This is a genomic window from Candidatus Margulisiibacteriota bacterium, from assembly GCA_028715625.1.
In the GTDB taxonomy this organism is placed as follows: Bacteria; Margulisbacteria; Riflemargulisbacteria; order GWF2-35-9; family GWF2-35-9; genus JAQURL01.
On the sequence record JAQURL010000031.1, the window covers coordinates 1 to 23,722 of the forward strand.

Here is a 23,722-nt window from a genome sequence, read left to right on the forward strand (position 1 = left end):
TAATTTTGTTTGTAGCTGAAGGCTGCCATTCATTTATCACAGCTTCACAAATTTGCAAAGCGAATTCAGGCTCAGTACCCGTAAAACTTTCCGGAGAATATTCGAGTTGCACTTCCAGACCGGACTTGCCTGCGTATTTTTTTATCCAGCGCACACCCTCCAGAGCAATGGCAATTATTTCTTTTTTATCCTTGCGAAATACAATACGACGCTGGTTTTCCGATGTTGGATTATAAAGATGGACTATCGGTTTGTGAGCACCGGAAAGCGCCTCTATTGTTCTGGCAATCAGATGTTCCCTGGACTGCACCAGTACCTGTATTCTTACGTCCTCAGGTATATGCTGATTTTCAATCAATGTGCGAATAAAATCAAATTCCACTTGAGCAGCCGAAGGAAAACCGGCCTCAATTTCCTTAAAACCGATTTTTACCAATAACTTAAAGAAATCCAGTTTTTCCTGCAGGCTCATAGGAGTTATCAAGGCCTGATTGCCATCCCTCAGGTCTACACTACACCATATCGGTGCATTATTAAGTTGTTTATCGGGCCATGTTCTGCTTGCCAGTTGCATTGCCGGATATGAACTATACTTATTAATCGTAACCTTATTCATGATTCGCCTCCTCGCCTCACCCCCTTTTGAAAGGGGTTATATTGGCTTTTTATAATATCCTCCCTTTTGGGGAGAAATTTTACTAATAATAAATGTTGAAATACTGGATTGTTTCGCCTTTTCAGGCGAGTAAAAGCAGGTTTAATAAAACTATTACGTATCTTCTGACGTTTACCACTAAACACTCCTTAACGAGTAATTTAATACTATATTCAATCAAAACAGTTGTCAAGGACCCGGCAGGAGTTAAAAGAATCCCTCTGTCATCATCCTTATAACAATTATCGATATAATCCAGCAAAAATTGCAGCTTGTTTATTTTTGTTGAAATTTATTAAGAAATTTCACGATAAATATTCGGTTATTAGTAAAAGGAGTACTTATGTTTTATAAAATTATCAGTAATTGCAGTATTATAGAATGGAACGCAAAATTCGGATATCCAGGTTCATTTGATCCCTGGACCAAAGGCCACCTTTCTGTAATCACTTCTCTCCTGGATAAAGACCCTGACGCCAAGATTGAAATAATCATCGCCAAAAATCCCGACAAAGCCGGCCTCTTTTTGCCTGAAGAAAGAAAATTCATTATTGAAAACAGTATACCCCAAAAATATCTTGATCGTGTCCGTGTAACGATAGTTCAAGGAATAGTGGCAAGTTATATGTTTGAAAATAATATACCATATTTTATAAAGGGGATCAGGGATTCAAAGGATTACTCTTATGAAACAGAGCTTGCACTGCTTAACAACACACTTTACGGTTCACCTCTCACCCTGCTGATACCTCAAATGGATATGGGATTAAGCCATGTAAGCTCCAGTAACCTAAAACTGCTGACCAATATCGGTGTACCGTTAGACAGATATGCGCCAGCCTATGTGCGAGAACTTTTGAAAATGAAAACAACAGGGAAACTGATGATCGGGGTTACAGGAGGTATATCATCAGGGAAATCTACACTCTGCAAAACTCTCAGCACATATTCTATGGACAAAGACACTCCAATTCATTATATAAATATGGATGCGTTGGGGCATGTTATTCTTACTGAAAAAGAAAATGTATTGCCCCTGTATAAGAAAGTCAGGTCCGCAATCGCAGAAATGTTCGGACATAACGTGCTGGAAGCAGATGGAACAATTAACAGGAAACTATTGGGCGACATAGTTTTCGCAGACAAAAATAAATTAGACCAGCTTACTGACCTGATGCTGGAACCTATATTATTTCTTATGGGAAAAAGAATTCAAAAAATTAAAACAGGTATAATATTTTTAGAAAGTGCAATTCTGGTTGACCGCAAATTAACCGAACTCGTGGATGAAAATATGATTATTGTAGCTGTAGACAAAGATGTCCAGAAACAAAGAATGATTGAGATCAGGGGGCTGGAACCAGAACAGGCTGACAAACGCATAGAATCACAGCTGCCTCAGGATGCAGTCAGACAATCAATCGCGGATTTGCAGACAAACAACTATGACCGCTTGCTTCTGCAGCTATCCGGAAATGAAGATTTAAACATGGACACAATTGAATATTTTTATTATCAATTAAAAAATGAATATATCAGACGTAACTATACACGCAGAGACAATATGATATATATAATTCCAGAATTAAAATTAAAAAATGACAAGCTTTTTCTAGATGAAATCGCGCGTTTACACCAGATACCTGAACGAGGATATCATACAATAATGCATGTAATGGAAATGCTTTGTTGGTTCCACCAGATAAAGGATAAACTGGAACATCCCCTGGAAGTATATCTGGCAATTATTTTCCATGACATCATATATGATGCCGCGCTTAAAGATAATGAGGAACAAAGTGCAGAACTGGCCAAGAAGCTCATTACCAAACATGTAATGAATGAAGACATAAATGTGGACTTGATTGTAAGATTGATACAATTGTCCGCCAAACATCTTGAAGATTTAAAGGACTTAACAAACGACGAGAAAATCTTTCTGGACATGGACATGGGTATATTTGCAGCACCGAAAAAAAGACTTCTGACCTGTGAAGGCGGGGTATATAAAGAATATGGGAAGATCTATCCCCTGGAAGCATATATTAAAGGTAGATCAATGTTTTTAAACAGTCTGTTACTACCTGAAAAATCCATTTTCAGATCAGAATTATTCAAAGAAAAATATGAAGATTTGGCCAAAGCAAATATCAAATATCTTTTAACCCAGGTATATGCTGAAAATCCAATATATATAAAACAGACAATTTAATTAAAAAAGTTATGATCCAGGAATATATTTGGTTATTTTTAATTAGTATTGTAAAATCTATCTATGACAAACAGGATCAAAGGATTCTTCATAAGTTTAATAATTGTTCTGGGCTTAAACGGTTGTAATAATATCCCGACTTCATCCAAAATCGAAAAGGCTTTAAAACAGGGTAATTCGCAAAAAGCACTTAATCTGCTGCAAAATGAAGAGAGTCAAGAAGACCTGGCCGCAAACGGAAAAATTTTATTGGTCTCGGCAATTCAAAATAACCGGATAAATGTTATCAGATTTTTAATTAAAAAAGGTATAACTTTTGATCTTGATGAAATAAGTCCGACTAATCCCCTCACCTCTGCCATTCACAAAAATAATGTTGATATCATCTTGCTGCTTGTCAATAAAACGGGGCCAAAACTAAGCAAAGAAGAAATCCTGCCCATACTGGATATGTTTAAAGACCACCCGGATATAGTCCAACTGAAAATAGCAGACCTTAAACAAAGCAAAAAACAAGGGGGATCGGCTGACAATTCTGTTTTTTTTCAGGCTGCTGCAAAAGGCGATATGCAGACGGTCGAACAGCTGATAAATACTCAGCAGATTGACAAAGATGCTCAAGACGATCAGGGGAAAACAGCTTTAATGCTGGCAGCCGAAAACGGACATCTGAATCTGGTTAAACTGTTAGCAGATAATGGAGCAGATTTAAATGCTGTGGATCAGAATAATGAAACTGCTCTAATTCTCGCAGCAAAAAAAGGGTATTTATTGATAATAATCTATCTTCTTGACCATAAAGCTGATTCTACTCTGCGCAACTTAAACGGTCTGACCGCTTTTCTTGAAGCGATCATGAATGATCAGGATGACGCGGCACACAAAATATTCGAAAAGACCAAAGAAAAAATCGGTCCTACAGACCTGAAAAAAGCTATAGAAGTTTCCGACAAAAAAAATAATAAAAACACTACAGACTGGCTGAAAGACACATTATCCGACAAAAAACCTATAATATCTGAGGCTTCCTTACAGAAAAAAAATAATAAATTACAGATTGCAAAACCCTCAGAATCGAAAGTTGAAAAGCCGGTTGGCAAAGATACAAAAAATCAAGCTAAAAATAAAGAAATATTATTGGCTGCTCTGGGAGAAACAAAAAATAAAAAAATTCTTGATATAATTAAAACCAATAACGGAGATATCAATGGCCATGATAAAAACGGACAGACTCCTCTTATGCTAGCTGCCGCCAATAATGATATACAAATTATAACTCTATTAATCCAGGACGGAGCGAACATAAATATTCTTGATTTGGACGGCAATACAGCTCTTATGATCGCGGCTCTTAACGATAATGCGCAGGCTATAAGGACATTATCTCAATATAATGTGGACATTAACGCAAAAAACAAGAATGGACAAACCGCTCTGATGATTACCGCTTTATATGACAAAACAACCGCCATGCGAGAACTGATCAAACTTGGGGCAGATTTGAACAAAACAAACAATAACGGACAATCCGCTTTGGTATTCGCAGCATATCAGAACAATGAAAACGCTGCCAGGATTCTTTTGGAAGCCGGAATTGATAAAAACCTGCGCGACACTTATGGGTTTACAGCCATGGACTGGGCTAAACGCAGAAACAATCAGAATATAATCAACCTATTGAACTCCTGAACTGACAAGAAAAAAATCTGAAACTATATCGGTTTCAGTCCGATATATAACATAGTATTTAGTATAAATATAATTATCAGAGCTTAACATGTTTAATAAAATAATCTCAACGACCACGGATTCATTAATTAAGGATCAGCAAAAACAAATTGAACATTTGCAGAATATTATTAATTCTCAATCACAAACCATAACTGAACAGAATTCTCAAATTTCAATTCTGGGTAAAGAAATTGATGATCTGATAACCAATACTCCCGGCTATCATTTTCACGGGTTCAGGGACGGAAGCATAATTATAAGAGACAAAAAAATAGTTGAACTTAGCGGCTATAATATGGAGGACTTCAACTCAAAAAAAATAAAATGGACAGATCTGGTTATTGCTGAAGATCGACTGACATTCAAACAGACGCTCATTAACGCTCTAAAAAACGGAGAACCATATATCAGGGAATACCGTATTCGCTCAAAAAACGGAGAAACCCACTGGATACAAGAAAGAGGAGTAATTACCCAAACTCAGAATAAAGATTTCATTGTTGACGGGATTTTTTTTGAAATTACTGAAAGAATGCTGGCCAGACAAAAAATTATAGCTAATGAGATAAAACTTAATTTTGTATTTAATAATCTGTCTTCAGGAATTCTTTTGTTTGACAAAAATACAGGTAATTTTCATAGTAACAGAGTATACAGGGAAATATTTGATTTGGAACAGGATATGGAAATAGCTGATTTCCCTTGCGTTTTCTGGGTAGACAGGATGATACACGATGAGTTTCACAATATACTAAACCAAAACAAAAAAATATTTAATTTTGAAAGCGAAATCAGAACTGCCAAAGGTGAAATAAAATCAGTCACTTGCTCTGCATTACAGGAAAACGGCTGGTTGTTGATGTCGTTTACCGATATTACAAATCAAAAAATAATCAGTCGTCAAAAACGACTTATTGAAACGCATGAGCGATTGAAGCTGATGACCGGAGGTCTGTCACATGATTTCAATAATCTGCTGGCTGTGTTGATGGGAAATTTAGAGTTGGCCATGTTAAATTTGCCTGAAAATAATTTTCTTGCAGAAGCTTTAATTGTTACCGATAAAATGTCGGAAATCGTAAGGCAGCTGCTCAGAATAAGTATTCCCAAATATATGACCAAAATAAATGAAGTAAACCTTACAGCAGTGATGAACGATGTGTTGGACTCCATTGCGTCGAATACAAAATATCCGGATGTACACATCAATATAAAATCAGTCGAGACAAATCCTTCCGTTAACGCTGATTCCGGTCAGATCAAAAAAATATTTAAAACAATTATAGAAAACTCACTGGACGCTCTGGGAAAAAACACAACAGACAAAAAAATAAAATCTCTATTGATTAATATATCTCAAGTTTCACTGAATATAAATCAGATTGATGTGCTGTTAAGGACTAACCTTGAAGCTAATAAAATGCTGCTGGCCGATGATATCAAATCTGGCAATTATATAAAAATAACAATCACGGACAATGGCTCCGGTATAGAAACAAAAAATATCAAAAAGATATTTGATCCCTACTTCTCAACAAAAGAAAGAGGTCAGCAGAGAGCAATGGGCCTTAATTTAACAGAAACCGGTTTATTAATACTGGCAAATAAAGGTTTTATCTGCTGCAGAAGCAGAATCGGACAAGGAACGGTATTTGATATCTATTTTCCGGTGGTTGTATAGATTTTCATCATTTAGATGGATTATTCAATAAAATAAAAAGAATGGAAACGTTCTTTTATTTATAATTAATTAAAGATAAAATTAACACAGAACCATCAGGAGTGTAAGAAACAGACTATTATGAAGCTGCCTTTAAAATCTGACAAAAATAAGTTTTCTTTTTTCATTATAGATGATTCCATGTCAATTACCAAAACCTTAAAAGAAATGATTGAAAGTTTTGAAGGAAAATATATCGGCAATGCTTCCAATTCTACTGAAGCCTTTTCACAACTTGTGAAATATATTAATGAAATTGATTTTATACTGCTTGATATCCTGATGCCTGATATCAGCGGACTGAAGATAATTCCGGCTATCAAAACAATTAATCCCAATTTTAAAATTATAATGCTTAGCGCCTTAAGTTCTCCGGCCAATATTCAACAAGCCATATCCCTTGGCGCATCACATTTTATTGCCAAACCTTTTCGTGTTGATCAATTTTTCAACGTAATAAAAACTCTCTGTGAATCTTCAATTAAGGATTCCAACACTTCTATCCACGAAACAAAGAAAGATTTTACCAAAATCCACGCTCTGATAATAGAAGATTCCAACCTTTCTGCCAACTTTATCCGAACAAAACTGGAATCGCTGGGTTGCAAAGTTGTTGGGATAGCTCATCGCGGACAACAAGCCCTGGATATTTTGAACAAAGTACCCAGCATCAATCTGGCAGTATTGAGCATGGTTCTGCCTGATATGGATGGGCTCTCCCTGATTATCAAAATAAATATGTTTGATCCTGACATCAAAATTATCATGTTTTCCGCTAAAGATGACGCCAGATCAATTGAAAAAACCAAAGAACTGGGTGTGGACTATTATATTTCCAAATCGAATTTTACAGACCGTCAGTTGTATGAAGCTCTTTATGAACTTTTTACAGACCTCTAAGCTGTTGTTCAGCTAACCGCTTTATAATACTTCATAGCTTCCGGTATAAATTTTTTGATATCTTCCATCCTGGTTGTGTCTGAAGGATGAGTAGACAAAAATTCAGGAATTTTTGCGGTTCCAGCCTTATTCATTGCATCCCAGAAATAGATTGCAGCTTCCGGATTATATCCGGCTCTGGCCATTAATATCAGCCCTATCCTGTCAGCTTCAGTTTCCTGCAATCTGCTGTATGGTAAAAGTACTATTACCGATGAACCCAAACCATAAACCGTATTATAAGCATTTTTTATTTCAGGTGAATTTTTTTCTATGGCTTTATTCAGCAGATCACTTCCCATACTGACGAGCAGTTCCTGAGACATTCTTTCATTACCATGCTGAGCAAGAGCATGAGCGATCTCATGCGCCATCACAACCGCTAGCTGAGCTTCTCCCTTAGCTACATGCATAATACCGGAATAAACAGCGATTTTCCCGCCCGGAAGACAAAAAGCATTTATAACTGCATCATTTTTTATCAAACAAAACTCCCAGTCAAAATATTTGCTGCGGTCCTGCATATTCATATCCTGCAGGCTTTCATCCGCAGCCTTGACGAGACGGTTACCCACCAGCATAATTTCCTGCCAATCACTACCACTGGTTATGATATCTGACGTTGCCTTGATCTCTTTATAAGACTCTTCACCCATTTGCATCATTTTATCCTCGGGGATCAACAAAGCCCTGGACCTGCTGGTGTACATTACATCATTACATCCCAGCAAGGCAAAAATACTGATAAAAATTGAAACCAGCGCAAATTTTTTTAAACAAGTGACGATTGTCATTATATCACCCTCCCTTTTCAATTTAGATTATGCTACTATATCCAGCACTCTACGTGCAATTGATTTTATTTTTAAGGACAATGCAATAATATCCAGTAAAAGTCCTCTCCAATGGCCTGTTTTTATCAGAATATTCAAGATTTGGCGATGTCTTCTGTTGTATTTAATTGTCCCAGCCATTTCCAAGCTGATATCAGCAACACCGGAGATGATTTGACGAGCAGCTTCCTGCCCTGATATAAGCGCCTGATATATACCCTCTCCTGTGAAGCCTGAAGCCAGCCCGGCAGCGTCGCCCGTTAAAAAGATATTACCGAATACATGTCCTTTGTAATCATAATTTATAGGGAACACTTCAAACCTGGCTCCAGTTGTATTAATTTTATTATTTTTCAGCCAGATATGAAAATTTCTTTTACACTCTATAGTAGATAAAACCTTAGGATCACTACCGCATCCTATGGAAACATAATCTTTATGAGGAAAAATCCAGGCATACCAGGCTTTAAACAATTTTGAATCATAATAAATTTCAAAATTACGGTATTTTTCAGAACAAACAAGATACTGCATGGCCATTCCTGTTATGGAATTTTTCAGTCCCAGAAATTTTCGAACCGACGAGTTCGAACCATCAGAGCCAACAAGCCACTTGTACTTAATACAATAATTCCTGTTTGTTGTAACGTATTCTTTATTTATAGCTGTAACCAATGTTTCTGTTCGTAAAGTTATGTTGTTGTTTTGCTCCAGACGGCTGAGCATCCATTGCCCGAGATTTTTACGGTCAATTGTATAGGCGAAGTTTCGTTGAAATTTTATTTTTGTATGAATATGAGGTGTATTGAAATATATTGTATCATATGAAAAATCCAGTTGTTCAGAAGGAAATCGCAGATAATCCAGAGTTTTTTGTGTAAAACCACCTGCACAGACCTTGGGTCCGATTGTTTTATTTTTTTCCAGAACCAGAACCTTGAGACCGCTATTTATTAAATGATAGGCACAATTTAGCCCGGCCGGTCCGGTCCCGATAATAATTACATCAAATTTTTCCATAATTTTCTTTCATTATAAAAGGTCCATTGAAAAAATTATATACAAATCTCGATATGTTATAATAAAAATAACAGGAGGTGATTATATGTCCAGAAAATTTATGGAAATAGCGATCGGAATTTTCTTCCTGGTCGTATCTTGCCTGGTGATCTATAACGGAATTGCCGCACACAAAGTGCTGGGAAACCTGAACAAGGTAATTATACAGCAGGTAAAGTAATTATTGGAAAACAGTAATTTCCTTTAACATATACCTGAAAGTATAATAAACAATCACTATCAGCACATGGATGAAAAGAATTCCCAGAATTATCATAAAAAAAACAAATGTTTTTTTAAGTGTATAGCGCAGTTTCCAGATAATTATGCTAAGGAATAAGCCGCTCAGGATAACCATAGTGAGCAAAATAGGGCCATGTTGAGTCTTTAAGGCTGGTATTTGAAACAAGGTAAAAGTTACAAATGCAAAAAGAAGAATGAAAACAAAGCTGCGTTTAACTACAAATTTCGCGGTCCTTGTGCTGATATGTTTCAACTTTAAATTGATAGGAACCAATAAAAAATAACGCCAGTAAAGCATTTCCTTTTCAAAAAAAGAATAAATCCTATTTAGCACAAAATTCTCCTGTTCCTGTTTTCTTATAACATTATTTCATTATAATGATTTATATAAATTTATAAAGGTTCATAATGCATGTGGCTAGCTTCTTTTGTCTGGCGTTATTATTTTTCACAATGCTGTTACTAGCCTGATTTTTATATTATAATTAAATTTATGAAAAAAATTATTATAACCGGTTTTTTGTTAATCACTTTACTATTTTTGATTGGATGTGAAGAACAGCAATTTATTGTACTTAACGCCAAACAAGCTGATATTGAAGCACAATTTATAGATTTCGTAGGTATCAGCGGTTACAAAATTACCTACAAAAATATGGATAGAGGATTGTTCAGAATAAAAAAAGGAACAGAAATTATTCCCGAGACCAAAACTACTATGATGAGAACTATAATTGCAACCTCTAACTATCCGGATTTCTCCACAGAATATATGGACCTGGCTTTTCAGGATAAACAAATTATCGATACTCGGAAAATAACGCAAAAAAGTGAACAGCAACGCAGAACTATAGCATTTGCCATCAGCATTACCCAGCAACAGGAGAATGTTTTATTAACACCCATATCTCAGGATGATATGTTTTCCGGCGATGATGTCCGCAAATTTGCCGATCAACTTGAAAAAGCAGGATATCAGGTAGGCCTAATAAAAAAGCAGTAAAATACCCCTTGACGACAGCGGACATTCAGCAGCTGTGTCCATTTTAAGCGATTTAGTAAACGCCTTATATATCAAGACGTAAACAAAATAAACCAATAAATATCGATGCAAGTTTCCTGCATATCTTACCGATAATAAAGTATATTGAATAAATGAGGGGGGTAAGCAAATGATTCAAGATATTATGGAAACTATAGTTTGTACATGTGAAGGTAAGGTTGCCAAGATTGAATACAGTATAGATTTCAGTAATTATTACCTTGACCTCAATCTTAGCCTGAACTAGTTACCACCGTTAATGCTCCGGTAACTCTATTTCTGCTTTACTGTTTTTTTTATCAGTTTTCTCATCCTCTTTGATATAAACTGTTCTGACAGGAAATGGTATTTCGATATCATACTTCCTGAATCTTTTATGTAAGCGTTTGATAAACTCATGCTTTATCAGATACTGATCCACAAATTCCCTGATCCTGAGAATAACCGAAAAATTTATACTGAAATCATCGAATTTATTATACCTTACAAAAGGTTCAAAAGAAGGAACACCACCCTGAATTTCTTTCATTATTTCTTTAGCTGTTTCAATGGTCACTTTTTCAACTTTATCCAGATCACTACTATAACTGACTCCCAAGTCTATAACCAAAGATAATTCCTTCTCCGGCAAATGATAGTTAGTAATAATAGCCGTAGCTACTTTGTTATTCGGAACAATTATATGATTATTGGCCAGGGCCCGGATAACGGTATTGCGCCAGGTTATATCCATAACATAGCCTTCTTCGCCGGAGTCCAGTTTTATATAATCACCAGGTTTAACCTTGCGTGAAAGGATCAGATAGATACCGGAAAACAGGTTGGACAAGGTGTCCTGTAAAGCCAGTGCCACGGCCAAACCACCTACTCCCAGAGCGGTCAGTATAGGAGTTATGGAAAGCCCAAGTGACTGGAGTATGATCAGAGCGCCAATTACATATACCAATAACTGTGAGAGATTGGAAAGTATGGAAATTGAGGGAACAATACTTTTATTTTTGGAACTGTATAAATAAAAAAATGCAGCCGTTATTCTGGCCAGTATCCAGGTAAAAACCAGGATAATGAGAGCCATAACCAAATTCTGTATGGCATTAAGAATATTTGCTTCAAAGCGCAGAGATAATGTCGCCAGATATAAACCACAAACGCTTATTAGTATAAAAGATTTGCCTTTTAAGACACCCAGAATAATGTCGTCGCCTTCCCACTTTGTTTTTGCGGCGATAACCTGAAGCTTGTTGAGAAATACTTTTTCAAAAATAAAAGCAATGAATAGCGCAACCAAAAAAGTAACGCTAAATGCGATATAGGGTTCGACAACAAGAAGTAACATTTTATACACGAATAGTCCTCCCTGAAAATTCAATACTATGTTATCTTAACCAATTCTTTTTTATTGGACAACTGAAATTTTTACCTCGCCTGATATTAATCATCACCTTAATGTCTTATAAACGAATACCCGATTTGTTTTTCTGATTATATCGCCTGTCATTTTGTTGCGATTATAAAAAAAGCACCGCGTTATGCGGTGCTTTTTTTATTCAATTATTCATTAAATTTTATTAGAAGCCTATACTTACTCCAAATCTGTAGAACAGACCGCTTCTATCAACTCCGCTTAAATCAATTTTACCTGCGCCGACCTGATCATCAATTGCTTTTTGAGCATCAACCAATTTGATCAGATAACCTAATTGTGCGAAACCTGAAATTAAAGGTAGTATATCCTGTTTATATTCACCGAAAACTCCACCGTATACTCCACCAGGGAAGCTGACATTATTACCGGCAACTTTACCAGTAAGTAAGTCTGCCATTACATTAACACCCCAATTGACACCCATAAGGCCAAAAGGAAACTTTACCTGCAATTCTATCGGCAATGAACTGAATTTAAATGTTCCCGCAGACCAGGTCTGGCCTCCGTAGGAAAAACCGGATGACACATTTATATCGGTATCACCTAATTGGCTGATTAATAATGATGTAGGGAAAAATGGTATCAATGGAAAATCAAGACCAAGGCCTACGCCTGTTCCTTTGGCAAATCCTGTGTAAACACCCTGAACCTGCAGCAGAGAAAACGACGGAGCTGCCAGAACTACCATGAGCACACTTGCTAAAACGAACTTTTTTAAACCTCTCATAACACCCTCCTTTTTATGATTTATGGCTCTAGCCATAGGTTGTTATTATACTAATGGACACATAAACATTTGTAAAGCTAATTTTTTACGTTATCTGGTCAAATGCCTGTATTTAATGCGATGCGGCTGGTCGGCATCTGTACCTAAACGTTTTTTTCGATCATCTTCATAATCCGTAAAATTTCCTTCAAAAAATCTAACTTTACTGTCACCTTCAAAGGCCAGGATATGTGTAGCAATACGGTCAAGAAACCAGCGATCATGGCTGATAACCACCGCACAACCGGCAAAATTTTCCAGAGCGTCTTCTAACGCCCGGATTGTATTAACATCCAGATCATTAGTAGGTTCATCCAGTAACAATACATTTGTGCCTGCCTTAAGAACTCTGGCCAGATGCACACGATTACGTTCTCCGCCGGAAAGCATGCTCATCTTTTTTTGCTGATCAGCACCCGAAAAATTAAAACGCGACACATAAGTTCTGGAATTCATCTCTTTTTTACCGAGGTTGATGATTTCGCTGCCTTCTGAAATAATTTCCCATACGGATTTATTGGGGTCCAAAATATCACGGCTCTGGTCCACATATCCCAGTTTTACAGTCTCCCCTATTTTTATTGATCCTTCATCAGGTTTTTCCTGCCCGGTTATGATACGGAACATGGTTGTTTTTCCCGCGCCGTTCGGACCGATTACCCCTACTATGCCACCGGCCGGAAGAGAAAAAGTGATATCTTCTACTAGAATCTTGTCACCAAAAGCTTTGCAAACTTTATTGAACTCAATTACTGTCGAACCCAGTCTGGGGCCGGGCGGAATATAAATTTCCAGCTCTTTCATTTGCTTTTCAGCTTCCTGGCTGAGAAGTTTTTCGTAGGCGCTGATTCGAGCCTTAGATTTGGCCTGCCGGGCCTTTGGCGCCATACGCACCCATTCCAGCTCACGCTGCAGGGTCTTTTGCCGTTCTGTTTCAGATTTTTCTTCGGTCTTCAGACGAGCCTGTTTTTGCTCCAGCCAGGAGGAGTAATTTCCCTTCCAGGGAATCCCCTCTCCTCTATCCAGCTCCAGTATCCAGCCCGCAACGTTGTCAAGAAAGTAACGATCGTGAGTTACAGCAATAACCGTGCCTTCATAGCGCCGCAGATGCTGTTCCAGCCAGGCCACAGATTCCGCATCCAGATGGTTGGTAGGTTCATCCAAAAGAAGAATATCAGGCTTTTTCAGCAACAATCTGCACAAAGCTACCCTGCGCCTCTCACCTCCGGAAATAACTTTAACCAATGTATCTCCGGGCGGGCAGCGCAAGGCATCCATAGCCATTTCCAGCTTGGAATCGATGTCCCAGGCGTCAAGCGCGTCAAGTTTTTCCTGAACTTCACCCTGCCTGGCCAGCAGCTTATCCATTTCAGCATCGGATAAAGTTTCACCGAACTTTTCGTTAATCTGATTATATTCATCCATCAAATTTACCAGTTCCTGCATGCCTTCGCTGACGATTTCCTTAACTGTTTTGGTGTCATCGAGCTGAGGTTCCTGTTCCAGATAACCTACTGTAAAACCGGGGGAAATCGTGGTTTTACCTTCAAAATTCAGATCAACACCGGCAAGAATTTTTAAGAGAGAACTTTTACCTGATCCGTTTAAACCCAGCACTCCTATTTTTGCCCCGTAGAAATAGGAAAGATAAATATTTTTCAGAACAGGTTTCTTGTCATAAAATTTACTGACCCCTATCATGGAGTAGATCACTTTATTTGCTTCTTCGGCCATATTGTTTCTCCTCTCGTCTAACTGATGTAAGTAATGCTCAGAGCTAAGGGCTGAGTGCTCGGAGCGCTGAATGTTAACTACAGTATGTAAATTATAATTGAGAAAACCGAAATTACAAACAATTATTTCCGATATATTTTATGGTTGAGCAATTCATATGAATTTCAATTAATATTTTCAACTCTGGCACAAAATTTGTATAATATTGAACAATTCCCCAAAGATTTGGAAAGTTTTGAGCTGCGAGTTGAGCATGGAAAATACTGTTTGAAGGTCACCTGCGTATTGCGTCTTTTATTTTACTTAAAAAAACTGAAAAATAATAACTCTGAAATGGCATATGCCGGTGCTCGTAAATATTGTATAATTTTAGTTAAAGTTATGCTTTGTTTGTGCGGAGTGTCATTTCGACCGAAGCTAAGCGAGTGGAGAAATCTCAAGTCCAATAAAAATGGCATTTTCAGATTCCTCCATTACAGTCGGAATGACGAAAATGCCTGTTTCGTCAGTTCCTGATAGCGGACTTGCACACAAAACAGCATGCAGGAGGTTTGTATGAAAAAAATCACTATTGTATTAATTTTATCAAGTCTGTTGATTATAGCCGGATGCAGCGGACGATCACGACAAACTTTAAAAATAGGTTTTTGCGGGCCATTAACAGGAGATTCGGCAAATTACGGAAAGATGATGACACAGGCAATAAAAATCGCGGTCGTTGAAAAAAATTCCACAGGTGGTATTGGCGGCAAAGTGCCTGTAGAACTTATTGCCGAAGACGATGAAGGCAAAGTGGAAAAAGCAAACGCTGCTATAGAAAAACTGGCAGGTATTGATAAAATATATGGTCTGGTCGGTGCGGTTTTCAGCAGTTGTTCTCTGGCTATAGCACCGAAAGCCCAGGCTAACAAAATTGTGATGATATCACCCTCCTCAACTCACAAAGATCTCACACAAATGGGAAACTTTATATTCCGGGATGTGCTCAGTGACCGTTTGCAGGCGATGATTTTTGCCAAATACGCCTATGAAGTAATGGGCTTGAAAAACGTTGCCATATTACACCTGAAAAACGACTATAGCCAGGGACTGGCAGAAGACTTTTTAAGACAGTTTGAAGCTGATGGAGGAAAAGTTGTGGCCATTGAGTCCGCTATGCAGGGAGATAAAAATTTTAAAACTCAACTAACAAAAATCAGAGGGAAACAGCCTGACGCTTTATTTTTGCCTGACTATATAGCAGAGATTGCCCAAATACTGGAACAGTCCAAACAACTCGGGCTAAGCGTAAATGTATTGAGCGCTGACGGTTTTTCCAATCCTGAAATTTTTGATCTGGCCGGAAACCTGACAAATGGTGTAGTTTTCTCCAATTCTCCGGATGAAAGTTCAATAACAAATAATATAAGGACCGATTTTGAAAATGTTTATGAAAAAACTTACGGACAAAAGCCCGACGCTTTCAGCCTTGATTCTTATGACGCAGCCAAAATAATTATAAACGCTCTGGAAAAAGTTTACGCTGAGTCCTCTGCAAAAGAAAAAAGAACACTGATGCTTAACCGGGAAAAAATCAGGGATTATGTAGCCAAAACTGCTAACTATCCGGGTGTTTCCGGAACCATTACCTTTCTGTCCAACGGTGACGCTCTGAAAAATGTTGGAATATTTACTGTGAACAACAAACAATATAAACAAGTAGGTATTTTTAAGACCGAAAATGGAAAATTGATTCAAGTGCAATAGTAAAGTTATTTAATAATGGATAACGGTTTTCTTTTTCATATACAGGTCACTGAATTGCTGCAGCATTTCGTTAACGGTCTGTCCATAGGCAGCATTTATGCGCTGATAGCTCTTGGTTATACTCTGGTGTATGGGATCCTGAAATTCATCAACTTCGCTCACGGTGATATTCTGATGATGGGAACATATGCCGGACTCTTTATTTATAACGCCTATAGACCACCTGAGCAGGGATTTTTAACAATAGTTATATTCCTTTTAGCTATGATTGGAGCCATGATAACAAGTTCTGTATTAGGTGTTATTGTGGAAAAGCTGGCATACAAGCCATTAAGAAAGGCTCCCAGACTTGCCCCGTTGTTAAGCGCAATCGGTGTGTCCATAATTCTTATGAACAGTGCCGCATTATTTTTCGGGACCAAATCCAGAAAGTTTGATTATCCATTCAAGAATGATCCGCTTAACATCGCAGGAACGACTATTACACCCAATCAGTTGCTCATTATTTTTACAGCACTCATAATTATGACCGGTTTGCATATATTTATTAAATACAGCAGGTTGGGCAAAGCTATGCGGGCTACAAGTGAAAATCCGACAAGCGCAGCTTTAATGGGGATTAATGTTGATTATATTATCAGTATTACCTTTGTTATCGGATCAGCTCTGGCCGCTATAGCCGGAATACTGATTTCGATGGAATATACTGTTTATCCGACCATGGGAACATTAATAGGGTTAAAAGCCTTTATTGCTGCTGTAACCGGCGGTATAGGAAATATTTATGGAGCAATGTTCGGTGGTATTATTCTGGGGCTGCTGGAAACCTTCGGAGTTGTGATTTTAGGAATACCTTATGGGCTTAAGGACAGCATCGCTTTTTCATTGCTCATAATTATTTTATTATTTAAGCCCCAGGGTTTATTGGGAAAAATTACAAGAGAGAAAATATAAATGATTGATTTTATTCTGTTAATTCTGATATATACCGGTATATATTCACTGCTTTCCCTGGGATTAAATCTGGTTACAGGTAAAACCGGACTCCTGTCCCTGTGCCATGCAGCATTTTTTGCTATAGGAGCGTATACAACCGCTATTGTTATGACAAAATTTGGACATAGCTATCTTGTGGCCTTAATTCTATCAATGTTCATGGCCGGTTTTTTAGGGCTCCTGATAGGCATCCCCACTTTAAGGCTCAGAGGAGATTATCTGGCCATAGCTACATTAGGATTTGGAGAAATTATAAAAAATATTATTCTGAATTGGGATTCCTTAACCAGAGGTCCGATGGGTATAAATAATATTCCGGTTTTACAAATATTTTCCTCCTGGTTTTCTTCAACAAACAAATTGTTTTTTGTATTACTGATCTGGATTCTTGTATTAATAATTATGGCTTTACTCACAGGTTTGGCCAAATCTAGATTTGGCAGAGCCATGGAAGCTATCAGAGAAGATGAAACAGCCGCAAGGGCTATGGGGTTAAATACATCTATATATAAAGTCACAGCTTTCACCCTGGGTGCAATTATTGCCGGTATAGCCGGGAACTTATGGGCAGTTTACAACCAGTCTGTTACTCCTCAAACATTTGATTTTATGCTATCGATAATGATTTTATGCATGGTTGTATTAGGAGGGCTTGGACAATATAAAGGGGCAATATTAGGTACATTAATTATTGTCATAACATCAGAAATTCCAAGATTGCTAGGATTTTCTTATCTTATTCCTGCGCAATTTAATCAGATTCTGTTCGGATTAATTTTGGTTTTAACAATGATATACAGACCACAAGGTTTACTAAAAGAAAAATAATGTCCATATTATATACAAAAAACTTAAGAAAAGAATTTGGTGGCGTTATAGCCATATCAGATTTGGACATAAATATAGAAAAAAATAAAATTACGGGGGTAATAGGACCGAATGGAGCCGGCAAGACCACATTGTTTAATATAATCAGTGGTTTCGATGACCCAACAGAAGGTTTTATATTTTTTAAAGGACAGGACATTACCCGTAAAAAACCTCATAAGATAACAAGGCTGGGGATAGCCCGAACATTTCAAAATATACGACTATTTAAGGATATGTCAGTTTTGGATAATGTAAAAATAGGGAGACATTTTAAAGGCACACATCTTCCCGGTCCAATAAATAAATTATTCTTAATGTCCGGTATAAAAAATGAGGAAAAAGACATCCAGCAAAAATCAGAGTACTGGTTAGACTATTTCAATTTATCTGACTTCAAAGGTTATAAGGCTAAAGATTTACCGTATGGTAAACAAAAAGAACTGGAAATAGCCAGAGCTATGGCAACCGAACCATATATTTTATTTTTGGACGAACCGGCTGCCGGTTTAAACCATACAGAGACAGAACACCTTATGTCTATTATTATTAAGTTACAAAAACTTGATGTAACAATAGTAATTATAGAGCATGACATGAAACTGATCATGGGCATATGTAATAATATTGTCGTTCTAAATTACGGTCAAAAAATTGCTGAAGGTACTCCACGTGAAATTCAAAAAAATATACAGGTTATAGAAGCATATTTAGGGAAAGAAAATGACTGATAAATTGCGAATAGACAACATGACGGTTAATTATGGCCAAACTAAAATTCTGGAAAATATTTCCATGCATATTAACAGCAGCGAAATAATATGTTTAATTGGTAGTAACGGTGCCGGCAAATCCACATTATTAAAAGCTATCATGGGCATAATACCACCAGTATACGGCCATATAACTTATAATACAAATATGGACATTACCAAATTGTCCACACATAAAATTGTAGAACTGGGCATATGTCTGGTACCTGAGGGCAGACAGATATTCAGTGAGATGACTATACAGGAAAATCTGGAAATGGGTGCTTTCCTGATAAAAAATAAGAAAAATATCAAAACTTTACTGGACAGGAATTATGAGTTATTTCCAGTTCTTTATGATCGTAGAAAACAAAAAGCAGGCTATTTATCCGGTGGCGAGCAACAAATGCTGGCCATAGGAAGAGCACTTATGAACAGTCCAAAAATATTATTGCTAGATGAGCCGAGCCTTGGACTCGCTCCATTAATGTCCAAAAATATTTTTGACAAAATAAATGAAATCAGGGATATAAACAAGACATCAATTATTCTAATCGAACAAAACGCGAAAATGGCATTAATAATATCTGACAGGGGTTATATATTAGAAAACGGACAAATAACACTTGAAGGGAAATGTTCTACCCTACTTGAAAGTCCACAAATTAAAACGGCATATCTCGGGGGCTGAATAAATATCTTTATCTGAGTAAAAAGTCTTCCAGTTTAACAAATTTATAACCATTTTTAAGAAGTACAGGTATAGCTTCCATTACTCCCTCTGCTGTTTCACTTTCTTTATGGTTCATATGAAGAATGACAATGTCACCTGCAGAAGCTTTCACTAAAGCCTCTTTAACTTGCTCTTTTGAATAAGTAGATCCGGCATCTCCTAATATACTAAAACCTATCGCTTCATATCCCAAACTATGGACAATGTCCAAAGCTACATCATCATAATATGCTGTGCCTGATCTATAGAATTTTGGATTATGTCCGGTATATTCAGAGAGCATTTCACTATTTATCTCAATTTCTGACACAATTTCCGAAGGACTTTCTGTCCCTTTTATACCATAAACACTTCTTCCGGCTACCGAGCATGGTTTATGAAAAGTTCCATGGTTTTCGATCTCAAATAAACTTGTATTGGCGAGCATTAAAAATATTTCTTTATATTTGGTTATCCAGCGTGAATTAATAAATAAAGTAGCTGGTATTTTATTTTTAATCAGGTAATCAATTAAGTCCGAATCATAATTATCATGTGGAGAACCACAGGCATCAAGGCTTAAGGCAATAACTTTTTGATTTGTGTCTAGTTTTGTTTTTATTCCCGGTATATGTTCTCCCCAAAGCAGGGGAACTTTATCTTTATATCTGGATTGAATATATGTCTGTAAAATTTCAATATTGTTTGTTTTTGTAAAAGAAAACGGGCATATAAATAACAAGATTGTTAACAGATAAACTTTAATCGGATATTTATATAACTTTATCGCGAACATTACATTCTGATGTCCTGTAAAATTCAATATACTGATATAATTTTTTTATATGATCAAACTCCCATTTGCCTTTAAACAAAAAAACCAGATTATCGTCTTTGTCTGAAGCCAATTTGGACTTATTCTCGGATTGAAATTTTTCAAATTGTTGTTTATCCGAACTCTTTATCCAGTAAGCGAAAGAAATCTCTACAGGAGAATAATCGCATATTGCAGTGTATTCATTTTCCAGACGAAAACGTACAACATCAAATTGCAATTCTCCGACAGCTCCCAAAAGGAGTTGACCGTCTAATACAGTTTTGAAAAGCTGGACAACACCTTCTTCTGAAAGCTGCATAAGGCCGGTATTTAATTGTTTAGACTTCATAGGGTTTTTATTAATTACTCTGCGAAAAACTTCCGGGGAAAAACTGGGTATACCGGTAAAATTGAGAATCTCACCTTCAGTGAAAGTGTCACCGATCTTTATGAGTCCGGTATCATGAAGACCAACAATATCTCCCGGATATGCTTCTTCTGTAATGGACCGGTTCTGGGCCATAAAAGTCATTGGATTAGAAATTTTCATATCACGACCTAAACGGACATGGAAAACTTTCATACCTCTGTTAAACGTTCCTGAACATATACGCATGAAAGCAATCCGATCGCGATGTTTAGGGTCCATGTTGGCATGAATTTTAAAAACAAGGCCGGTCATTTTTTCGTCATCGGGATGGACTGTTCTTTGCTCGGTATTCATATCTCTCGGATACGGACTCAATTTAATAATATTTTGAAGAAGCTCCAAAACACCAAAATTATTTATGGCACTTCCAAAAAAAACAGGAGTAATCATTCCCTCGAGAAATAACTGGACATCAAACCCCGGAAGTAGATGTTTGATCATTTCCAGGTCTTCGTTAAGTTTGACTGCCAAGTCATCTCCTATCAATTCATTCAGCAATTTTTGTTCTGTAACTTTTGTTACAGCGTCCTTGTCATATCTGGACTGTCCGGGTTTAAACGACAATAATGTCTGATCAGTTATATTGTAGACTCCCTTGAAGGTTTTACCCATACTTACAGGCCAGCTTAAAGGAACAGGTTGAATATTTAATTGTTTCTCTATGTCCTCAAGTAAATCAAAAGGGTTCATACCCTCTCTGTCCAATTTATTCATGAATGTAATAACAGGTATGTTACGCAATCTGCAAACGTCCATAAGTTTTTTTGTACGTTCCTCAACACCTTTGGTTGAATCTATGACCATTAACACAGAATCAACAGCTGTTAATGTCCTGTATGTGTCCTCAGAAAAATCTGCGTGTCCGGGAGTATCCAAAAGATTAATTATGCTACCATTATATTCAAAGCACATTACTGAAGTAGAAACAGAAACACCTCTTTGCTTTTCCAGTTCCATCCAGTCTGATGTGGTATATTTGGCGGCTTTCTTTGCTTTTATAGCCCCGGCCTGTACGATTGCCCCTCCGAATAAAAGAAGTTTTTCTGTTATTGTAGTCTTGCCCGCGTCCGGATGGCTGATAATAGCAAAAGTCCTGCGCTTTTTTATTTCCTCATCTAATTTAGTCATAACGAGCAGGTATTATATCATAAATTTCCCCAAATTTTTGAAACAACCACACAAACTACACGATATTTATGTAGCTAAACTCATAAATGACAAACATGAACTATAAATTAATCGCGCAAAACCATAAAAAAGAAAACTCTTTTCAAAAAGCAGATAAATTTTTTTTATATTTCCAAACCAATTCATTATTTTTCTTGAATGCTTCCGTAAACCTGATAACTTATAACCTTAAAAATACCATGGCTAAATTGATGATAAGAACGGAATATGCTTCACTAATTGAAGGCAACCGCTATTTGCTCGATAACCTGCCTGAAAAAAACGCAGAAATCCTGGCAGCAAAAATAGATACATTCTTTAATAAGACGCAAGAAGCCTATTTTTTATACGAAACAGAAATTTTTGATCTGCTAAATTACAAGCTATTTAATACTAAGGATATAGCCGCACTTTTAATGTTGCTAATCAGAATGAAATCTCCAGCGGGAATCGCGTTATTTGAGTTTTCTACTGCCAGCCTGAAGCTTACCCATAATGATATCGACAGAAATGAAATTTACGCCTTGTGGGAACAACTGGATTCAATAATAGTGCGACTGGAAACGGAAAAAACATGAGACCTAAAATAATTTCAACTTCCTCTCCTGTTTTGGTAAAATTTTCTAATATTTTAAAATATCATGATAAACATTTCTTCAAATTGGTTACTTTACTTATATTTTGGCAAAAATCCAGCATAATTAATAAATTAAAGTTTGGATATAGATTTCTTCCGCTGTTTAATATAACCGATAAATTCAACAGACCTCCAAAAACCAATGCCAAACTTTTTGCTTCAGCCATAGACAATGTCGGCAGTACAGAACTTTCAGAAGAATATATAAAAAATGTTTGCAAAAAATTAAACATTGAAATGATCCAGCTTATGGTTACCAGAAAGGATATTGTATCTGTATTGATGACTCTCTCCCGAACAAAAACAGAGTTTGGTAAACGTCTTTTAAACGAATTCATTAAAAAAATGCATATGACTTACAGGGGTGACTGGCTTGATGAAGCCTTTGATATATGGGAAGAACTGGATGACAGCAAATATATAAGGATCGGCAATGAAATATTAAACTATTACAAAACCCAATTTCCACGGCGCAATCCTCCTGAAAATCCTCCTCCGCCGCCGTTCATACCGTTTATGTAAATTTTCCTCGCACTTGCCTCACTCGACTCAGCTTTCGCTGGTCTTTGTGGATGTCTCTAAGCTCAAACATCGTGCTGTCTGCACTTGTTTTTTCTCGGCATTTGTTGTGTAAAATTTCACTTCGTGAAATTTGGCAGCCCCAGGGGGAATTGACTCTTCCTTCGCTGGCCTCCTGCCAGCTCCTCAGAGCCGGGCATCTCGCTTCCGCACGCTTCCCTGCGTGCTATTCCTCGCACTTGCTCGGCGCTCCATGCCTGTTCAATTCCCTTATTCTAAATTATTTATTGTGGATATAATCTTGTTTTTTCGCGGCATTTGTTGTGCCAAATTTCACTTCGTGAAATTTGGCAGCCCCAGGGGGAATTGAACCCCCGCTTACAGGTTGAAAACCTGGTGTCCTAACCACTAAACGATGGGGCCGCATGTACAAAAAAATGGTGGGCGCTGACAGGATCGAACTGCCGACCTACTGGGTGTAAACCAGTTGCTCTACCAGCTGAGCTAAGCGCCCTCCTACGCGTCTGCGGTCTCTCTTCGCTGAAGCTCCGTTCGTCCGGACGCTTCAGCGGGCTTGCCCGCTGACTATATGTTAAACCCTTTTATCAATCAGCTTTGTTCGCTACAACTACAGCACTACAAAGCCCATAGGTTTCCATGGCAGGAGAAATATAACACGGTTATTTTCCTTCTGTCAATCAATGGGTTATAATACAAAT

The 23,722-nt window shown here is 37.2% G+C and carries 22 protein-coding genes and 2 tRNA genes; 13 read left to right on the forward strand and 11 right to left on the reverse strand.

Annotated elements, in window-relative coordinates:
- Positions 1 to 616, reverse strand: a 616-nt coding sequence (locus PHV30_06350; GenBank protein ID MDD5456638.1) for a 2-isopropylmalate synthase, incomplete at its 3' end; no start/stop codon positions are given.
- A gap of 382 nt (positions 617 to 998) precedes the next feature.
- Between PHV30_06350 and coaE the strand changes: the two genes are divergently transcribed.
- The 4 genes from coaE to PHV30_06370 all read left to right on the forward strand — a co-directional run bounded on the left by coaE (position 999) and on the right by PHV30_06370 (position 7,218).
- Positions 999 to 2,867 (forward strand): dephospho-CoA kinase, encoded by a 1,869-nt coding sequence (gene coaE / locus PHV30_06355; GenBank protein MDD5456639.1) that lies wholly within the window; start codon positions 999 to 1,001, stop codon positions 2,865 to 2,867.
- Between the two features lie 63 nt (positions 2,868 to 2,930).
- Positions 2,931 to 4,556, forward strand: coding sequence for an ankyrin repeat domain-containing protein (locus PHV30_06360; protein MDD5456640.1), 1,626 nt, complete (start codon positions 2,931 to 2,933; stop codon positions 4,554 to 4,556).
- Between the two features lie 88 nt (positions 4,557 to 4,644).
- The gene (locus PHV30_06365) at positions 4,645 to 6,279 is read left to right on the forward strand and encodes a PAS domain-containing protein (protein ID MDD5456641.1); all 1,635 of its coding nucleotides are present in this window, start codon (positions 4,645 to 4,647) and stop codon (positions 6,277 to 6,279) included.
- A gap of 120 nt (positions 6,280 to 6,399) precedes the next feature.
- Positions 6,400 to 7,218 (forward strand): response regulator, encoded by an 819-nt coding sequence (locus PHV30_06370; protein MDD5456642.1) that lies wholly within the window; start codon positions 6,400 to 6,402, stop codon positions 7,216 to 7,218.
- An 8-nt stretch (positions 7,219 to 7,226) separates the two neighbouring features.
- Here the strand turns inward: PHV30_06370 and PHV30_06375 are convergent, their stop codons facing one another.
- Positions 7,227 to 8,051 carry a M48 family metallopeptidase gene (locus PHV30_06375; protein MDD5456643.1) on the reverse strand — a complete coding sequence of 275 codons (825 nt, stop codon included), beginning with the start codon at positions 8,049 to 8,051 and terminating at the stop codon, positions 7,227 to 7,229.
- Positions 8,052 to 8,078: 27 nt separating this feature from the next.
- On the reverse strand, positions 8,079 to 9,110 hold the full coding sequence (locus PHV30_06380) for an NAD(P)/FAD-dependent oxidoreductase (GenBank protein MDD5456644.1): 1,032 nt from the start codon (positions 9,108 to 9,110) through the stop codon (positions 8,079 to 8,081).
- 85 nt (positions 9,111 to 9,195) lie between these two features.
- Between PHV30_06380 and PHV30_06385 the strand changes: the two genes are divergently transcribed.
- Entirely contained in the window at positions 9,196 to 9,330 is a 135-nt protein-coding gene (locus PHV30_06385; protein ID MDD5456645.1) for a hypothetical protein, read from the forward strand.
- Here the strand turns inward: PHV30_06385 and PHV30_06390 are convergent, their stop codons facing one another.
- On the reverse strand, positions 9,331 to 9,726 hold the full coding sequence (locus PHV30_06390) for a hypothetical protein (protein ID MDD5456646.1): 396 nt from the start codon (positions 9,724 to 9,726) through the stop codon (positions 9,331 to 9,333).
- A gap of 159 nt (positions 9,727 to 9,885) precedes the next feature.
- Here PHV30_06390 and PHV30_06395 point away from each other — a divergent pair, with 159 nt between their 5' ends.
- Positions 9,886 to 10,395, forward strand: coding sequence for a hypothetical protein (locus tag PHV30_06395; protein MDD5456647.1), 510 nt, complete (start codon positions 9,886 to 9,888; stop codon positions 10,393 to 10,395).
- A 295-nt stretch (positions 10,396 to 10,690) separates the two neighbouring features.
- Here the strand turns inward: PHV30_06395 and PHV30_06400 are convergent, their stop codons facing one another.
- From PHV30_06400 to ettA, 3 genes are all read right to left on the reverse strand, one after another.
- Entirely contained in the window at positions 10,691 to 11,770 is a 1,080-nt protein-coding gene (locus PHV30_06400; protein MDD5456648.1) for a mechanosensitive ion channel family protein, read from the reverse strand.
- A gap of 232 nt (positions 11,771 to 12,002) precedes the next feature.
- Positions 12,003 to 12,587, reverse strand: a complete 585-nt coding sequence (locus PHV30_06405; protein ID MDD5456649.1) for a hypothetical protein — start codon at positions 12,585 to 12,587, stop codon at positions 12,003 to 12,005.
- Positions 12,588 to 12,677: 90 nt separating this feature from the next.
- Positions 12,678 to 14,360 carry an energy-dependent translational throttle protein EttA gene (gene ettA / locus PHV30_06410; GenBank protein ID MDD5456650.1) on the reverse strand — a complete coding sequence of 561 codons (1,683 nt, stop codon included), beginning with the start codon at positions 14,358 to 14,360 and terminating at the stop codon, positions 12,678 to 12,680.
- 555 nt (positions 14,361 to 14,915) lie between these two features.
- Here ettA and PHV30_06415 point away from each other — a divergent pair.
- Genes PHV30_06415 through PHV30_06435 form a run of 5 tightly spaced genes read left to right on the forward strand, consistent with a single transcriptional unit; the run spans position 14,916 to position 19,412 of the window.
- Complete coding sequence (locus PHV30_06415) at positions 14,916 to 16,106, forward strand: ABC transporter substrate-binding protein (GenBank protein MDD5456651.1); 1,191 nt, start codon at positions 14,916 to 14,918, stop codon at positions 16,104 to 16,106.
- 15 nt (positions 16,107 to 16,121) lie between these two features.
- Positions 16,122 to 17,060: a branched-chain amino acid ABC transporter permease gene (locus PHV30_06420; GenBank protein MDD5456652.1), complete on the forward strand. Its 939-nt coding sequence runs from the start codon at positions 16,122 to 16,124 to the stop codon at positions 17,058 to 17,060.
- Complete coding sequence (locus PHV30_06425) at positions 17,061 to 17,930, forward strand: branched-chain amino acid ABC transporter permease (GenBank protein MDD5456653.1); 870 nt, start codon at positions 17,061 to 17,063, stop codon at positions 17,928 to 17,930.
- Positions 17,930 to 18,700, forward strand: coding sequence for an ABC transporter ATP-binding protein (locus tag PHV30_06430; GenBank protein ID MDD5456654.1), 771 nt, complete (start codon positions 17,930 to 17,932; stop codon positions 18,698 to 18,700). Before PHV30_06425 ends, PHV30_06430 begins: the two co-directional genes overlap by 1 nt.
- Positions 18,693 to 19,412, forward strand: a complete 720-nt coding sequence (locus PHV30_06435) for an ABC transporter ATP-binding protein (GenBank protein MDD5456655.1) — start codon at positions 18,693 to 18,695, stop codon at positions 19,410 to 19,412. Before PHV30_06430 ends, PHV30_06435 begins: the two co-directional genes overlap by 8 nt.
- Positions 19,413 to 19,422: 10 nt before the next feature.
- Here the strand turns inward: PHV30_06435 and PHV30_06440 are convergent, their stop codons facing one another.
- Together PHV30_06440 and PHV30_06445 are read right to left on the reverse strand one after the other, a co-directional pair.
- Positions 19,423 to 20,229 (reverse strand): polysaccharide deacetylase family protein, encoded by an 807-nt coding sequence (locus PHV30_06440; GenBank protein MDD5456656.1) that lies wholly within the window; start codon positions 20,227 to 20,229, stop codon positions 19,423 to 19,425.
- Positions 20,207 to 21,808, reverse strand: coding sequence for a peptide chain release factor 3 (locus PHV30_06445; protein MDD5456657.1), 1,602 nt, complete (start codon positions 21,806 to 21,808; stop codon positions 20,207 to 20,209). Before PHV30_06445 ends, PHV30_06440 begins: the two co-directional genes overlap by 23 nt.
- A 95-nt stretch (positions 21,809 to 21,903) precedes the next feature.
- On the opposite strand from PHV30_06445, the gene PHV30_06450 reads away from it, so the two are divergent.
- Both PHV30_06450 and PHV30_06455 read left to right on the forward strand, forming a co-directional pair.
- A complete protein-coding gene (locus PHV30_06450; GenBank protein MDD5456658.1) occupies positions 21,904 to 22,425 on the forward strand; it encodes a hypothetical protein in 522 nt (173 codons plus the stop codon).
- Positions 22,422 to 23,006, forward strand: a complete 585-nt coding sequence (locus tag PHV30_06455) for a hypothetical protein (GenBank protein ID MDD5456659.1) — start codon at positions 22,422 to 22,424, stop codon at positions 23,004 to 23,006. Before PHV30_06450 ends, PHV30_06455 begins: the two co-directional genes overlap by 4 nt.
- Positions 23,007 to 23,351: 345 nt before the next feature.
- Here PHV30_06455 and PHV30_06460 read toward each other — a convergent pair.
- Positions 23,352 to 23,426: transfer RNA gene (locus tag PHV30_06460), tRNA-Glu, on the reverse strand.
- A gap of 15 nt (positions 23,427 to 23,441) precedes the next feature.
- Positions 23,442 to 23,517: transfer RNA gene (locus PHV30_06465), tRNA-Val, on the reverse strand.
- Between the last annotated feature and the right edge of the window lie 205 nt (positions 23,518 to 23,722).